Below are 17,260 nucleotides of genomic sequence, written 5' to 3' on the forward strand. Positions count from 1 at the left end.
AAGGTTCTAACTAAGTTGCATTTTTTTTAACTTTTCAACAAAAATTCGCAGTATACAAGTTAGTATCGAATACTTTTAAATTCATGCTAGACTGCTATTTTTTCTATTCCCATCCCTAATCGATTTCAACTTTTGAATACTATTAAAATATTTTCTCAGCTTAGAACTTGAAATTTCATTGAAGTGTATTACATTGCAGAGAAACCAATTTTGGTTTCCTGCGTAAACTTGCATACAAAATAGCTCATCTGGATTGTAGACAGTCACTACCTGCCATTCCCCCATTGTCCGGGCCAGTTCAAACCATCTCTGCGATACTGCCTCTGGACAAGAATAATAATTAGATTTTAATAGAATTCCTTTTTCTGTTACTGTTGCCAACTCAATATTTACCATCTCCAACACCTCTTTCATAGTTTTATAGCTCCTAGTATATCCGTATATCTATATTTTATAAATACACGGATATTTTATTTCAAAAAAAATAATCGTTCTTAACTTCTAGAGTTATGAGCGACTGCTATGCTATATTTTTTATGTTTCTGTTCCATTCTTCCCTCATGCGCTTAATTTGAATGATTAACTCCGGATGATTTCTCTTTAGAGTATGCCGGCATACTCTTAAACTCTTATATAATTTGTGAGCATATACTAGTTGCCCTTCATGCTGAGTAAAGTAGTTATTAATTTCCTCGATAATCGCCTCTTCAGTTATCCTTTCTTGTTCTCCCTTTTGTTCCTTACTATATCTTGCAACTATAAATGCAGCTCCCTTATTCTGTATCGTCACTGCACTGATCTTCATCTCAGATGACACAGTAGGTAGTGTGATTCCCATGCCACGCTTAATCAATTTCTCACAAGCTGTTTCTACCTTATTTATAAATGAGCTATTATCTTTTTCCTCAACAAAAGAACTCATTTTTTGATTAAGTAATTCATTAATCACTTCAGGGTGATAGCGATACAAAAGATACTCATCATTCCTTATCCAACTTTTCCAATGCTGAATATCATATACTGGTTCACCACTCTTAACAGCTTGGAGTACTTCAAAGAGCTTCTTTTGATTTATTTGATAGATACTCTTGCTTATTTCATTAACAAACATTTCTCTAACATAAAAATATGCCTGAATTCGATTAATACGATTTCTTTTTATCCCCATAGCTTTTTCTCGCTCAGGCCATGTTAATTTAGTTAGACTTCTATTAGATAGAATATTGTAGCTATTTATAAAATTCGTCCTTTCTATTAACAGATCCTGATCATCAATAGCATATTCACAACCACATTTATTACAGATATAATAGCTTCTTAATAATTTACTAGGTTTCCGAACGTTCTTTGACGTAGTTTGGTGTAACGAATCCGGTACACCAAAATTCTCACACCAAGGTGCCTGACAGGATGGTATTGTTTTAGAAGATTTATTATTAATTACGGAATCAATAAATTGCGACGAGATTTTCAGCGCAAAAAAATTACTAATGTCCATTCGAAACGAACTTAGAATATCAAATATAGACTGGAGATGAATTGTGCGTTTTATTGTAGTTGTGCTCCGAGCAATCTGCAGATAGTAAGTTAATTTTGAGGACGTTATTTTAGCTAAAATAGCTTGTCTATTAAAAATATCCTTTTGGTCATTGAGAATATATAGTATTCTAATTGCAATCTCCTCCTCATTTAGAGAAACATCATCATTACCGCTAATCAAAATTGAACAGTTGAGTTGTAACAATCTTTGTTCTTCCATCTTCGCCAATGTGGCTAACTTTTTTTCATTATTTGATTTACTCAAATCATTATCGCAATACGGACATATCCCAATTGTATAGATATCTTGAATCAAAATATCTTTAAAGCAGTGACTACATGAGTTATTCATTGCGACTCTATGTTTTAGACAAGTATCAATTCCGTTAATTTTCCATATAAGTTTAAGGTGTTTATTTTCCAACAAACATTCAGAACAATAATGCAGCTTATCACGAATCATTCCTGTAAGGAACATACTATCTTCTTCTTTGCTATTACCTTTTAACTTATTTAATACTTTGCTTAAGCTTGCTTGATTTACGTCATTTCTTGTAAGACCAGTTAAGTTGAACACTTTTTCAAAATCAAGAATGTTCTCTGGATAATGATCAATTCTATGAATATTTCTAGCGTGCAGTTGATATTTAGGTTTTCTAATTAAATTGATAAGGGAGCTGAAATTCATTCCATTTGCACTTGCGCAGCGGTGAATATAACTAAGAATCGACTCTCCTTGAATGATTTTCTTTCTAATAGTCAATTGTCCCCTCATGATCATACCTCCTCCAGTTTTATTCTTAATAGAATTGACTTAGCTAGTAAAACATATACTCAATCTACCAAGCTAAATTCATAGAAATAGAAAGAAGCAATCCACATAATTGTAGATTGCTCTTTTCATTAGATATTACTTAAATTCGTTTCAATACATCTCCTGATACAATCTATACAGGACAGCTGCCGCTTGAGCTCTCGTAGAGCTACTCTTCGGTTCAAAATATCCATTATTCATTCCATTCATTATACCTGCTTGTAGCAAGGCATTGACGGCTTCTCTGGCATATACCGAAGACTGTTCGATGTCGAAGAACGTGGAAGATTTATCAATTGCAACACTAGTTTTAAAAGTTCCCGACCCTTGCATCTTCGAGACTCGGTAGATGAGCACAGCCATATCTTCCCTACTGATCTGGTCGTTCACACCAAAACTCCCATCATCTTTGCCTTGTACGAGTCCTGCTTTCTGTGCGGAAGCGATCGCATTGGCGTACCATGCACCCGACTCAACGTCAGTAAAAGTCGTGGTTGCTGTTGAATCTTTCAGGTCGAAAAGAACTGTGAGCATTTGGACGAATTCAGCTCGAGTCACTTGCCCTTCCGGAACATAATTCCCATCGCTTCTGCCCTGAATAACTTCACGAGCTGCTAGTCCAAGTACCGCTTCGTTAGCCCAGCTGTACCCACGATTCTTGGTGCTATCAAATTGAGAGACACGGCGCTTTAGCCCGTACTCATTCGTCGACGCTATTGCCTTTTTGTCTGAAACTCTTCCTTGAACTCATCATATACTGTCCTTGCTATTGCTTCAGACCCACCCACATTTGTGTGAATGCCGTCATATGTAAACCATTCACGGTGTTTATCTGTTTTACGATTAATATCGATCACTTTCAGTTCCCATTCCTGCGAAATCTCTATGACAGCATCGCGAATTTCCATGATCTCTGGTTTGCGTATTTCGAACTTCATATTGCCTTCTGTCTTGCCTTCCACATAATAAGGGGTGGGAGGCGTCAACAGATAAATAGCAGGTGAAGAAGGCACTTCCCTATACGACTGAATGAGTTTCTTATATTGCCTAATAAATTCTTTCTCCCCTCTCCAGTTGTTCGGCTTGGAATCATTCGTCCCAAACATTATAAAAACGACATCCGGCGCAAAGGAAAGGCTCTGGCGGTAACGTTTTTCTGCCTGATAAGGTCGATTTCCAGTCTCCATTCCGGTTCGGTTACTTAGGCCGTAGTTTCTTACATGAAAGTTTTTTCCTAACATTCGCCCAAGTACTTTAGGATAACTATTACGGTACCAATTTCTAACGTATAAACCATATGTCAGACTATCCCCCACGCAGGCAACCTTCACCTGCCCCGATCTTGCTTTTCGTTCAAACGGAATAGAGGCTATTCCCCAATAACCAATCAGCCAGACCAAAAATGTAATCATGAGGAAAATAATTATTATTACGATAACCATTGTCATTCCCCTTCACTTCGTGGTAATTACACAAAAGGTGTTACCTCTAACGGTAACACCCTTTACTTTAGTACAGCATTTTTGGTTTTTAATTTCTTACTTTCCGATATTTCTTCGTACGTGCATCTTCAATTTTACCATTCCAGTTCAGCCCAAATCCGAAATCATAGACATTTCCTTCCGAATCGACGTAACACTCCATATCATGTGCAACGTCTTCGAACTGTTCCTCTACCGTCTTCATGTTGGCCGGCATTTGAAACGGCAGTAAACCGGATGGCTCGAAAACACCAGTCAGGACTTCAAGAATCGCCTGAACTTGCACGCCGAAGTTCGCAATAATAACATCGGTCGCCGCTTCGAATTCCGCAACGATGGTAGGATTCGACTGTAATAAAGATACAACAACCGGCTTGCCTTTCATTTTTTCTTTAGTTTCGAGAACGGCATCCAAATCGTTTGAGTTGTGTGTCGTAACTGATTTGCCCTTATACGTACGATTTAGCACGTCGTTTTCCCGCGGGTCTCCCGCTATGCTATGTTCGCGTGCATACTCTGCTGTATAAGGTCGGTATTGAAGGCTGATCGGCAAATAGCCATTACCTCCCTGGTCCAGATCATCTTGACTGTAGCCAATGCCCGAGTTCGGATGTTCTATGAACACAAGTCCGAAGTCCGCCTCTTCAGGATTGTCAGTGACGTCAAAGTATTCTGCCACAGCTTTAAGATCGACAGGATACTCTAGCTTTTCTGGCGTAGGCAAGCCCACCCAGCTTGTTCCCGCGGGCAAATACCGTTTCGGAATATAGACTGTTTTGCGTTCCTTGATTGGAAGTACGTGGCCCTTGTTTTTTAGAAGAACCATCGATTTCAGTTGCGCATTAAAACCTGCGTCTATAAACTCAGAGCAGCCGACGATCTTTGAGCTCAGCTCGTGCTGCAGGTAAGGGTTTTCGAAAAGGCCAGGTCGGAAGATATTCAGTAACAATCGAACTGCCGATTTCTCGAATCTCGCTCTCATAAACGCCTCACCATGCTCTTCGACGCCCATCTGATAAGCTTCCATTACAGGCCCCGAATCGTTGTTACCGCCAAATTGGTCCACACCAGCCATGAGCAGTTTGTAATGACGCTCCGCTACAGAAAGATGCTCGACTCCCCATGACTTACCAGTTGCAAGGGTGCCTTTACGTACGCTTTCGTCCCGCGTAATTCCCCAATCGGTGCACACAACTCCATCGTAACCATATTGTTCCCGTAGCAAATCGGTAATTAAATAGCGGTTATAAGAGTTACCAACGTTTTCTCCATTTTTCTTGTCCAGATCATGAGAGATCGTATAGTACGGCATCACAGCAGATGCACTACCTGTCTTACCTTCCAGTTGAAAAGCCCCTTCGATGAACGGCTTTAAATGATCTTCAAAATTGTCCCCTGGGTAAACGGCATACTTGCCACAAGCGAAATGTGCATCGCGCCCGGCTTCTCCCGAGCCTCCGCCCGGCCAGTGCTTAACCATCGCATTCACACTGTCAAAGCCCCAACCTTCCGCGAGTTCAGCTTCCTCAACGGATGTTTGGAATCCATCCACATAAGCCCGAGCCGTATCAGCAGATAGTTGAGAGTCCTCCCCGAAGGTGCCGTTAAAGCGACTCCATCGCGGATCAGTAGCGATATCGATTTGCGGTGATAGCGCAGTCGTCATGCCCAGGGCACGATATTCTTTCGAAGCAATCTCGCCGAATTCACGTGTTACCGCTGGATCGAAAGTGGCCGCTAATCCAAGCGGTTCCGGCCAAAACGACACTCGAGAAGTCGCACCTGCACCAGCGTTGAACTCGGAAGTTGCGTCGAAGCCGTGACGCGGATCAGAGCTGTTGTTTACTGGGACGCCGAAGCCATCCCCCTCAGCAACTGCTTGCAGTCGATTGTTCCATCGGGCCGCCGTTTCAGCATTGTCTACCATCATGATCAGCACGTGACGAAGATGAGCCTCCTGAATGAAAGCTACCTGCTGGTCCGTCAGATCCCATGGCTTGGCTCCACTCTCTTCATAAGGTTTGCCGGCGTACGTGCCGGGGAACCACCCCCCGCTAGTTGTCGGAACTATCTGATGGCTGCTGTACAGCATCAACCCCGCGATTTGTTCGACGGATAGCCTGGATGCTAAATCTTTGGCTCGTACTTCGGCCGGTAGTCTCCAGTCCTCGTAAGGCTTCAAAACTCCGTCCTTGCTTAAGTTTTTGAAATACAAACCATCCTTCTCGATGATCGGAACCCCAGACACACTCGAGTATCCCAGCACAGGCCCTTTTTCATTTTTTATATATTGAATAGCCGGCTCGTAGTTTAATAAAGTTTCTTGGTTTTTCATGAATTTATCCTACCTTTCAATTTGAAATTATTGATATAACTTGCTTTCGCTATCGAATCATGGCAACATTCGCTCTTAACAAATTCATTTAGGCAATCAACAAATGCTCAGTAATATCCAAATCCTGTCCTCCTTTACTATCATCTACTAAGAATTGTACCGCTTACAGAACATAATTCATGGTATAATTAAAGCATCTTTGGTATTAATCGCAGCGTATTTCGGTAAATTTCCGATAAACGGGAAGAAGGAGGTAAAGCTTGCAATGAAAAGAACGATTGAAGATGAAGAATTGCAATTAATTGGCAAGCTGTTACACGACAACCTGCAGCTCCCCGTTCATCTGTTGAATTCGGATCGAACAGTCGAAATATTATTTAATTCAGGACATGACATACCGCGACATCCCCTAGATCCAAACAGCGACCTGGTAAGGGAAGGTATTTTCTCAGACGAGTCGCCGTTCGAAATCCCTTGTTACGCAACATGGAATGCTTTTGATCAATATATTTGGCTTCGCTTTGACGAAACGTCCGGGCAATCAAGGGCCATCGTGATCGGCCCGGCCACAAGCTCAATGGTGACTACCGAGATGCTCGAAGGCTTTCTTTACGACTACGCCATATCGGGGGTTCACCTTGAACCGTTGCTGGACTACTACCGGCAATTGCCAGTGCGCTACACAAAATCTATGCTGCTCGCAGGAACATTGCTATACTATTTAATCTTCCGCCTCCCGCTCGATCTTACAGAAGTCATTGACCGAAACGTTTCGTTTCGTCAGCCTCCCGCGCTAAATGACGAGGTTGTACGTGATTTATTGGATAAGCGGTTAAACCTAAACACTCACAATCATTGGGACACGGACAAGATGTTGCTGCAATGCGTGAAAGAAGGACGTAAAGAGGAGCTCGCCCGGTATCTTCCTTTTATTCAAAAGGAGACTGTCGGAGTCTTGTCCCGTAGAAGCCGGATCCGCAGCGAAAAAAATTTAGCTATTTGCACCGTCACGTACGCCACGATGGCCGCGATTGAAGGCGGTATGTACCCCGAGGCGGCTCTCACCGTCAGTGACCTCTGGATTCAGCATATCGAGGATCTAAATGATGCGGAAGAGGTGTTCAAAGTCGCCCAAGAAGTGTTATTTGATTTCGCTGACCGTGTCAGCCGTCAGGGACTTTCCCGCCGTTCTAAGCCAGTCGCCGTCTGTCAGAACTATATTTTCAATCGAATCTATGAACCAATCAGACTGGCCGAACTTGCAGAAGCTGCAGGTGTCCACCCCTCGCACCTCACGAAGTTGTTCAAGCAAGAAACAGGCATAACCATCTCTGAATATATTCAAAGGCAGAAAGTCGAAGAAGCCAAGAAACTGTTGGCCTTCTCCGATGCTACGCCGTTCAGCGCCGCCAGCTTGCTTAACTTCCACGATCAGAGCCACTTCACGAAAGTGTTCAAAAAGTATGCTGGTGTGACGCCGAAGCAATACAAGAAGCATGCCGTCTAATGGCATGCTTCTTGTATTTTTCTTCATATGATAATTTACTCAACGTCTATTGAATATTTCTTGATTTGTGCAGTAAACAATATCATCATGACCAGCTATTTTTTCACATATTTTTTCTAAATGCGTCCACGAACCTCTCTCCGTCCCATAGTCAAATCCATAAGCATGTCCAGCTATGCAAAATACCCTATCATTGCCTTTGGGCTCCGTGTTGATAAATTCATCCATTAATTCAAAAATATGCTTATCATGACTCCAACAGGTAGGATTAAATTTATAGGGATCTTGAGGAAGACTGAATGATTGCGTGCTTTTGGCAGTACGAGCATACGCAATACCCGATTCGCGCATACACTTAATAACAGCTTTGTTATATCCGCCGCCTGGATAGGCATGTCCTGTTACTTCATAACCTAACAGTTTGGTTAATGCATTCATATCTTCTGTTATTTCATGCTTTAAATTATCTTCAGATAGGGTTATAAGCAACTTATGCCTCTGCCCATGTGTTGCAACTTCATGACCCTCATAGACTTGCACGATCTCATCTCGAGGAATTCTATGATGATCGACCCCTTTGAATAATGAGGCTGGAAATTTCCGTCTGTTTTTAACAGTCGCAAATCCAATTTCCCCCATTCGTAATACCGCTTGCTTTTCTCCAAACAACCCAGAATTAAGATTAAACGTAGACTTTAAATCATACTGGTTTATGATAGAAATCAGTTTTTTATCTTGCTCCAGCCCATCATCAAAGCTCATTGTGAAGTATTTTTTATAAACCACAAATATCCCCCCCATTGTTCACTACTATCGTTCATCACTTATTTTGCTGTGATTTGGTGGGCATCCCAAGTTTCATTCGCTTTTTCAACTTTCTGAAGCATCAGGATCGCTACCATGATAACGTTAATGATTAGTGGTAAGGCCACATACATAAACGTAATCATAGAATGTGAACTTTGTGGCTGTACATCCAACTTACCATCATATTTTGATAGTGCAAGTAACCAACCAGTCATAGCTGTGGCAATACCAGCACCCACCTTTGCTCCCATGGACATGCAACTGAACATAGAACCATCCAACCTTTTTCCTGTCTGGCGATACGTATATCCGCTAATTTCTGCAGTAAGCGCCGACGTAGTACCCAGCATGGGCGCACGAAAAAGCCATACGAATCCATGAGATATTAGCATCGGTGTTGTCATACCCTTCATACCAAAAATCATGAATGGGATGCAGGCGATGGTCGCTAGAGTAAAACCAATCAAATTAACTTTATATATACCCCACCGCTTCACGAGCATTGGAGTGAAAATTAAGCCTAAAAACATAGGTACAACTTGAACAATGCTAAATACTCCTAACATTGCAGCATTCCCAATGACATATTTCATATAATAAACACCCACTGCACCGACCATTGTCATCAATCCATTGAACAGGATATTAATGAATAACTGCATAACATAATACTTGTTCCGTAACAGCTTACCTAAATTCTGAAATACACCAGTTTTCTCTGGAGCTACATCTTCATGAATACCCAACTCTGAGGGTGGCAACTCTTTTATCGATAGTGCACATATATAATAGAAGACTGCCGCGATTACAGAAAAAATCAGTGCAGTCATTCGCCAGCCAACTACCCCGCCGCCAAATGCGTTAACGGAAGCCATTGTTCCACCAGAAATCGCTGAAACTGCAACAAGTGCAAAGACAAAACGCACAACGCCTAGTTGGACACGTTCTTGTTTATTTGCTGTAATCAGTACAGATAAGGTTGAGTAAGCAACATTGTTAAGTGTAAAGAAGACATCATTCAGTATTGTATAGATTATGAAAAAGTAAATATACTGCAAGGTTGTATTCATGCTTGGAGTGCTAAACATCAAGACTTCGCACACAACAACAGGGATGATCGTCCAAAAAACCCAAGGGCGTGCTTTGCCCCATTTGTGTTTGGTGCGGTCGATTATGGTGCCGGCAACTACGTCGCTAACTCCGCCTGCAAAGCGGCTAAACATCATTAATGTGCCAATAATACCTGCGTTTAGGCCTACTGCATCTGTCAAATATATCATAAGGAAAGATGTAATTAGCCCGAAGATGATGTTATTCGCCAAGTCACCTGAGCCATATGCCATTTTGTTGCCAAATGTCAGATATTTTTTCTGTTCAATCGCGTGCATAATTCCACCTCTATTTCTATTAATTTTGTTTGAATACGGCCATTATCGACAAAGATACTTGGATTATGCTAGACCTTTCCTGAGAAAACTGCATGTGATTCGACCACCCTTTGGTATTATCATGTTGTTAACTTGATTTTATCTGAATTATTATAGAGCCTCTATCAGTATCCCGACTAAATCGATAACACTTTTTAGACTTTTCCTGTTCATGATTTTCATTTCAACTGAATAAAAAGAAAAAACAGACGCCGATGATAAATATTATCAGCAGCATCTGTTATCAGTTATAAGTTATAAAAAGGCCACAAAATCCGAATGTTAGTTGAATTACACTAGCTCTTCACAAGTCTCTGCAAAAAAGCTTCTAGTTGCGTGATCAATATATTCCGTTATTTCATGTGTATAAATGGCTTCTGCTCGAACATCGTCGCTATGTCCACCAACGAAGAACTTAAAGTCACCTTTTTCAAGAATCCATTTACCTTTAACATTCTGGAATGACATTTGATCCGGTTTGAAGGTAAAGCAGACTTTTTTACTTTCTCCCGCTTTGAGTGCTACACGTCGGAAGCCAATCAGCTCTTGTCGTGGACGAATTAGGCTTGCAAGAAGATCCTTTCCATAAAGCTGTACAACCTCGTCACCATCCAAGTCACCAACATTCTTGATTGTAACGCTCAAATTAAGCTTCCCGTCGCTGTCCTTTTCAACGCTAAGATTGCCGTATTCAAATGTCGTATAACTCAAACCATAGCCAAAAGGAGCTAACGTCGAGCTATCACTGTCAATATAACCTGTTTTAAGGAGACCACGGTCATATACTGCAGAAGAACCATTATTTTGGTAATGGTAAACAGGAAGATGGCCTACACTTCGAGGTACGTCAACTGGTGTACGACCCGCCGGATTCGCCCTACCACTAATGACTTCTGCAAAAGCTTTTCCGCCATAAGTAGAAGGTAACCAACCCTCAATGATAGCAGGGACATTTTTGTAAGCCCACTCGCTGCATAGAGGACGACCATCAGTGTGTAAAATGACCATATTAGGATTTGCTTTGAACACCTCACGCATGAGTTCTTCCTGCATCCCCATCAAATCGAGGCTTGTACAATCGACGGCTTCACCTGAAGAAGCCGTTGCTCCAAGGCCATTCTTTGCGCCTACGGCCATGAACACGATATCTGCCTTCTTAGCAGCTTCTACTGCCTCAGCAATATGGCTAGCATCGTCACCTTTATAGTCACAGCCTTCTACAAATTCGACGGAGTCGAATACTTCACGTAGCCCATCCAAAATAGTTGTTGCACCAGGATACAATTTACGGATTGTGTCGTCGATAATAGATTTGTCCGAGAAATTAATTGAAGAGAGCATATTGGCCAAGTCGTCGAAAGCGGACTTCTTATCATCATCTTCTTCAAATTCAACACCAGGTTGCGTAGCGCCCATTGTAGAAAAACTCACAAGCATTTCCAACATTGCTATATAAGTGTAATTTCCATACATTAAGCGTAAATTGTTACCCGTTGGACCTACAAGCAGAATCTTTTTACTTTTATCACGAACAGGGAGAATCCCGTCATTTTTCATCAATGTCATTGACTTAATTGCAGCTTCGAGGGAATTTTTATTATTCTCTGTATTATCCATCGCAGCCGCGACAAGTTCCGGATGTGGATATGGATCTTCAAAGAGCCCGAGCTCGAATTTCAATGTCAAGAATCGTCTCAATGCACGGTCCACTAACGCAACATCCATCTCACCCTTCTCGACTGCCTCGATCATTTCATCGCTATAGCCCATTCTAGTAGGTAGTTCAACATCCAGCCCTGCCTCTAAGCAACGTTTGCCTGCCTCGAACAAGTTCTCAGCAGTATTAAAATCCATTACGAGGTGTCTTATGGAGTTATAATCAGCAACTACAACCCCTTTAAAGTCCAACTCATCACGCAACATATCCGTTAAAATTCGCTCGTTGGAGCAAACTGGCTCCCCATCAACCTCTGAATAGCAGTTCATAACACATTTTAAATCTGCCAGACGAATTGCTGCTTCAAAAGGTTTTGCAAAATTCTCTCTTAAATCTCTAGCAGAAGCCATAGATTTATGCATGTTCATTCCACTCTCACTCTGGGAGTATCCAAGAAAATGTTTAGCGGTACATGCAATCCCCTCTTTTATGTCTTCGCCCTGAAGCCCCTTGACAAAAGCGACTGTCATAACCGAAGTAAGCGTTGGATCTCCACCGTATCCCTCGTTCGCTCTGCCCCAACGAAAATCACGGGCGAGATCAGATACTGGAGATAATGCGTGTCTGATACCGTAAGCATACATCTGCTTCCTAGTGCCCTCTGACATCTTCGAAACAAGTTCAGGTTCAAAGGATGCCCCCAGCCCAATCGGTGCTGGAAACAGATTTGCCCCCGGCATCGCAACAGGACCGGAGAGTGCTTCACCGTGAATCAACGCAGGTATCCCATGAGGGGAGTTGGCAATTACATATTCTTGAGCATTAGTAAGATCTTTGATCAGATCTTGACTTCCAAAAATCGTCATGGAACCCATGCTATTTTTTAGATCCAGTTTGTCATTATCCATGTTAGGCATAATCATGGCACAAGTAATCTGTCTAACCTTCTCTTCAACAGACATTCGATTCATTAAATCTTCTACCCGTTCCTCAATACTTAGCTGTGGATTTTGATAGGGAAGCATATTTGTTTGTGTTTCTTTTGTCATGTTCACACATTCCTCTCGTCATTTATATTCAATTAAGCTCTTCCCATAGAAGCGCCACCTGAAGCGAAGAACGATTGACCTGTAAGGAATCGGCTATCCGGACTGGCAAGGAATACACAAACACCTGCAATATCTTTGTAAGGATCGCCAGGGCGTTTAAATGCATTAAGCGACATATTTTCGATTAATTTTTCTAAGCCGTAGCCATTTCCTTTTAATGTATCAGTTACAGCAGATGGATAAATCATGTTTACACGAATGCCATCTAATCCCCATTCATCTGCTACAACACGAGTTAATCCAGCGATGGCCGCTTTTGAAATTGCTCCAGCTGAAAGGTATAAAGGCTTTCCTTGTTGGCTGCCGTAATGCATGAAAGAAGAGAAGTTGATAACCGATGATTCTTTTCCTTTTAAATATGGATAACACAACTGCATCAAATGGGCGTAAGCAACTGTGGCATGGTTAAAGCTTTCAAAATATTCTAACGGTGTTTCTGCAAATGGTACTTGCGTAGGACCACCGTTTGTACCACCACCAACGGCAATGTTTAGAAGTGTATCAATTGTACCGAAGCGTTTTACTCCTTCTTCAACTAATATTTTCAGCTGTTTAGTATCGTTAATATCAATGACTAGTGATAAAACTTCTGCACCTTTTTCTTTTAGGAGTTCTTCTGTTATACGTAATTTTTCTTCATTGTAATCACACATAATAATTTTTGCGCCTTCTTCGGCAAAACGAATAGCTGTTTGTTTACCTATTCCTGCTCCAGTACCTGTAATTAATGCTACATTACCTTCTAAAATCCCCATTTGTTTTCACTCCCACAATAAAGTTTATTTTCCTCTTGTTTTCTCGCTTATTCTCAGTAATACAACATTGACACTTTGAGTGATAGTGGTGGAAAATGTATCCTACACCCTAGCCCCTTTGCATCATAATCCTTGCCGAGCTCGATTCCACGAAATTACTTCATTACAGGAATGGATCCTTAGATGAAATAAATATTAATAATTTCTCGAACGCATTTACGAAAATATGCAGTTCTTCAGGTGGAAGCTGTGATAATCCCCGGAAAATAATTTTCTTCTGGACATCGTTGTAATGAGCAAGGACGGCGGTTCCTTCAGCTGTATTCTCGACTAGAACAATTCGTCGATCCGTCTCATGATGTTTACGGATAACATGCCCACTTTGAACCAGTCGATCAATCATAACTGTGATTGCACTTGGTTTAACGCCCAGTTTATCAGCAAGGTGAGATTGTTTCGGTGTCTGTTCCATGGAAATCATCGCTAACGTGAACAATTGGGGAGCTGTTAACTCTGTATTGAGTTCGCCGAAGACACTTTGTGAAATCTTACGGTGAGCCATCTTAAATGTTGTGCTGAAGCGATTGGTATAGTCAGTCAATTCATCTTCCAAACCATTACCTCCCTTTTTAGTTATCGTAGTCAGTATCAAAAATATGAAAAGTGACCATTTTACTTAAAATAAGAAATTAGATGATTTCACTATCAATGAATCGACCGAATGGCTTTAAGCCCCTCATTTAATTGATGCAGTTCCTCTTCCGGGATCTATATTTCATTGCTCACCCTTTTGAAATGTGACGTTGTTAACTTGATATTATCTGATTTATTATCGAGCCTCTATCAGTATCCGGACTAATGAGATAACACTTTTTCGACTTTACCTTTTTCAACTAAGCGAATAGAAAAATAGGAGAAATCCGACGGACCAGATTTTCTCCTATTACTAATTCGTATACTAATAACAAATTTTATCGCTCTCTAAATCTTCGGATTCAGCCGAAATGGTAATATGACCGCTCGATTTACGAACAATTACCAATGCCAGACCATTAAATGCTTTCCTATGATCAGCAATATCTGATTCATGACTGGCTGGGTTTCCGTTACCCACACCAATAATTTCTCCATTCTCTACTGAAAACTGGATATGATTATCTGCCGTCGGGCAAACAACACCTGATTTATCAATGACTTCAGCCTTGAATAAGTCTTCGTTCTTTCCGTTGTAGATTTTACTTAACCTTATTGCATGCGGTTCTCCTGCTGTAACTCTTCTATCCTCTGCAACTGCCTTACCATCTTTATAGGCTATTACTTTAATTTCTCCTGGTGTGTAAATCGCATCCCAATTCGTTATCAATCCCTTGGTATGCTTTTGTCTGCCTTGGGATTCATTGTTGATAAACAGCTCTACTTCTTCGCAATTACTGTAAATATTCACAAAGATATTTTGACCTTCCTTACCCTGCCAGTTCCAATGGGGCAGCACATGAACCATTGGCGTATCCTGCCATACGCTCTGCCAGTAATAATAAACGTCTTTAGCAAACCCACACATGTCCATAGCACCATATTGAGAATTAATTGTTGGCCAATGCCATGGGAAGGTTTCTCCGCGGTAGTCAAAAGCAGTCCAAATAAATACTCCCCCTAAAGCTGGCACTTCATTTTTATAATTATTCCAGCAATATACGAGATTACTATTGGAAACAGCTCCGCCTAAAGATCCGGTTGATATTTCAGAATCTTCACTTTGAGCTAACTTCGCATAATATTTACCACTATCATAACTGTCACATAACCCTAGTTTTCGGTTATCCTTATAGATACCTCTTGTAGATACATAAGATGCGTCCTCGGATGCCATAACCAATGAATCGGGATATTTTTCCAATCTTGCTTTTGCATTACCATCATCATAGTTGATCCCTATTACCTCGGGAATGGATTCGTACTCCTCATCACCTTTTGCAAATTGTCCTGCGATTGTAAATAACCTTGTTGGATCCAATTTTTTCGCTTGTACAACTAAAGCTTTTAGAATCCTTTTACCTGGAGGGAGCATTGTAATAAGTTCTTCATTTTCCAAGGACCACATAAATACAGAAGGATGATTCCGACTTCCTTTTATTAGATCTTCCAGATCACTTAAACCTTGTGGGGTTACTTCAAATCTTCGGTTTTCATTCAATACAAGAATTCCCATTCTGTCACAGGCTTGCAATAGGTAATCTGTTGCCGGATGGTGTGCGGAGCGATAGGCGTTGGCTCCCATTTCTTTTATTCTCGTTAATTTATAGTCAATAATATCTGGTGTTAATGCAATACCTACACCTGCAAAATCCTGGTGTTCACATACTCCTTTTAATTCAATCGATTTTCCGTTGACTACTAAGCCCTGGCTTGTATATTGGATCTCTCTAATACCGAATAATGTTTCGTAATTGTCTACTAATACATCGTTCTTGACGATCTCTGTTAACATCCGATATAAATACGGGTTTTCGAGATTCCATAGAATAGGATTTTCAACAGTCATATCAAATGATATTTTGCCTTCACCTAGAAATACTAAGGATAACTCCTTTTCATGTTGATGTAACTTCTTATTATCTTTTGAGATAAGAGTTTGTCTAACAGTTACACTGCAATCTGAAGTAAGTGTGTTTTCGATTTCCGTCTCTATAATTACATTGGCTTTGCTCTCCGTTATGTCCTTACAGTAGACGAATGTTCCATGCCTTTTTACGTGTACCGGGTCCAGTTGATACATCCATACATCCCTGTATATGCCTGCCCCTTCAGCCCACCAGCCTTCTTTATAGGTTGAATCTGTTTTTACGAGAATCACATTTTCACCTTCATCCCCGTAGAACAGGTATTCACTGATATCATAAGCAAACCCTGTATAACCTGATAAATGGGAACCAATGTAACAACCGTTAACCCATACAATTGAGTCTCGCATTACGCCTTCAAATTCAATAATAATTCTTTTTTCCAAGGCTTCCTTTGGCAGTGAAAATTTCTTTCTGTAGTAACCTACCCCATCCGGCAAATAGCCTTTGGAGGAGTCCTTAGAAAATATAAATCCAGTTTTTTGACCAGGTGCTTCATAATCCTGTCTGATCTTCCAATCATGTGGAACCTCGATATTGTCCCATTTCCCCTCAAGATTTTTTGCAATGTTATACCATGAATTTCCGTTATCTGTACCAATTACTTTTGCTACATGAAGTGGTAACTTATAAACGAACCCTTCTTCTTCCGTCAAATTGCTTGCTCCACCACATGTTCCTGTTTTCTCAGTAACTTTTTGGACTTGATGTTCCAGCTCACCCATGTGAAATAACCAGTTTCCATTAAAATTAATTTTCTCTCTCATGATTACTCTCCACCCTTTTCTGCTTACTGTTTACTATTTGTCTTTGCCCAATCATCCTGTTGTTTCTACTTCTCTGCGATAACTTTGTCAATTCCTACGACTGGCGAGATTGCCAGCTCGTTCGTTTTGATGACTTCAAACGCCTTATCGAGGTCACTTATGGAATATGATGTTGCTAACTTAATGTTATCTGATTTATTATCGAGCCTCTATCAGTATCCCGACTAAAGTAATAACACTATTTAGACTTTCCTATTCAGGATTGCTGCCTGAACTCGTTTGGGTTCATCCCTGTCAGCTTCTTGGTAGCCCCAGAAAAACAAAACGACCACTTTCGGGATTACCGAGAAGCAGTCGTTACTATGATAGATTCCAGATACAGAAGATGCATGTTATTTCAACCAGCGATTATGCAGGGGTATCTGTGGCTCATATATGAAA

General features: G+C 40.9%; 12 protein-coding genes and 1 pseudogene. 1 reads left to right on the forward strand and 12 read right to left on the reverse strand.

Features of this window, described 5'->3' with window-relative positions:
• Nucleotides 1-81: 81 nt before the first annotated feature.
• The 6 genes and pseudogenes from A8709_RS03430 to A8709_RS03450 all read right to left on the reverse strand — a co-directional run bounded on the left by A8709_RS03430 (nucleotide 82) and on the right by A8709_RS03450 (nucleotide 6,169).
• Entirely contained in the window at nucleotides 82-414 is a 333-nt protein-coding gene (locus tag A8709_RS03430; RefSeq protein WP_065850796.1) for a Mu transposase C-terminal domain-containing protein, read from the reverse strand.
• A gap of 106 nt (nucleotides 415-520) precedes the next feature.
• Nucleotides 521-2,314: a TniQ family protein gene (locus A8709_RS03435; protein ID WP_065850797.1), complete on the reverse strand. Its 1,794-nt coding sequence runs from the start codon at nucleotides 2,312-2,314 to the stop codon at nucleotides 521-523.
• A gap of 150 nt (nucleotides 2,315-2,464) precedes the next feature.
• Nucleotides 2,465-2,887 (reverse strand): S-layer homology domain-containing protein, encoded by a 423-nt coding sequence (locus A8709_RS03440; RefSeq protein ID WP_141692407.1) that lies wholly within the window; start codon nucleotides 2,885-2,887, stop codon nucleotides 2,465-2,467.
• Between the two features lie 18 nt (nucleotides 2,888-2,905).
• Nucleotides 2,906-3,070, reverse strand: a pseudogene (locus tag A8709_RS35630) (S-layer homology domain-containing protein); the annotation flags it as partial.
• Nucleotides 3,067-3,795 carry a GDSL-type esterase/lipase family protein gene (locus A8709_RS03445; RefSeq protein WP_065850799.1) on the reverse strand — a complete coding sequence of 243 codons (729 nt, stop codon included), beginning with the start codon at nucleotides 3,793-3,795 and terminating at the stop codon, nucleotides 3,067-3,069. The gene A8709_RS03445 and the pseudogene A8709_RS35630, both read right to left, overlap by 4 nt.
• An 88-nt stretch (nucleotides 3,796-3,883) precedes the next feature.
• Complete coding sequence (locus A8709_RS03450; protein WP_065850800.1) at nucleotides 3,884-6,169, reverse strand: glycoside hydrolase family 3 protein; 2,286 nt, start codon at nucleotides 6,167-6,169, stop codon at nucleotides 3,884-3,886.
• A 265-nt stretch (nucleotides 6,170-6,434) separates the two neighbouring features.
• Between A8709_RS03450 and A8709_RS03455 the strand changes: the two genes are divergently transcribed.
• Nucleotides 6,435-7,676 (forward strand): helix-turn-helix domain-containing protein, encoded by a 1,242-nt coding sequence (locus tag A8709_RS03455; RefSeq protein WP_065850801.1) that lies wholly within the window; start codon nucleotides 6,435-6,437, stop codon nucleotides 7,674-7,676.
• A gap of 39 nt (nucleotides 7,677-7,715) precedes the next feature.
• Here the strand turns inward: A8709_RS03455 and A8709_RS03460 are convergent, their stop codons facing one another.
• The 6 genes from A8709_RS03460 to A8709_RS03485 form a co-directional block, all read right to left on the reverse strand.
• A complete protein-coding gene (locus A8709_RS03460; RefSeq protein WP_065850802.1) occupies nucleotides 7,716-8,462 on the reverse strand; it encodes a polysaccharide deacetylase family protein in 747 nt (248 codons plus the stop codon).
• A gap of 38 nt (nucleotides 8,463-8,500) precedes the next feature.
• A complete protein-coding gene (locus A8709_RS03465; protein WP_084224635.1) occupies nucleotides 8,501-9,871 on the reverse strand; it encodes an MFS transporter in 1,371 nt (456 codons plus the stop codon).
• 330 nt (nucleotides 9,872-10,201) lie between these two features.
• Nucleotides 10,202-12,616: a glycoside hydrolase family 3 N-terminal domain-containing protein gene (locus A8709_RS03470; protein ID WP_084224636.1), complete on the reverse strand. Its 2,415-nt coding sequence runs from the start codon at nucleotides 12,614-12,616 to the stop codon at nucleotides 10,202-10,204.
• Nucleotides 12,617-12,648: 32 nt separating this feature from the next.
• Nucleotides 12,649-13,431 (reverse strand): SDR family NAD(P)-dependent oxidoreductase, encoded by a 783-nt coding sequence (locus A8709_RS03475; protein WP_065850803.1) that lies wholly within the window; start codon nucleotides 13,429-13,431, stop codon nucleotides 12,649-12,651.
• A gap of 163 nt (nucleotides 13,432-13,594) precedes the next feature.
• Complete coding sequence (locus tag A8709_RS03480; RefSeq protein WP_084224637.1) at nucleotides 13,595-14,044, reverse strand: MarR family winged helix-turn-helix transcriptional regulator; 450 nt, start codon at nucleotides 14,042-14,044, stop codon at nucleotides 13,595-13,597.
• 345 nt (nucleotides 14,045-14,389) lie between these two features.
• Complete coding sequence (locus A8709_RS03485; protein WP_065850804.1) at nucleotides 14,390-16,819, reverse strand: glycoside hydrolase family 2 TIM barrel-domain containing protein; 2,430 nt, start codon at nucleotides 16,817-16,819, stop codon at nucleotides 14,390-14,392.
• Nucleotides 16,820-17,260: the final 441 nt, after the last annotated feature.

The organism is Paenibacillus pectinilyticus (genome assembly GCF_001700435.1).
Lineage (GTDB): Bacteria > Bacillota > Bacilli > Paenibacillales > NBRC-103111 > Paenibacillus_E > Paenibacillus_E pectinilyticus.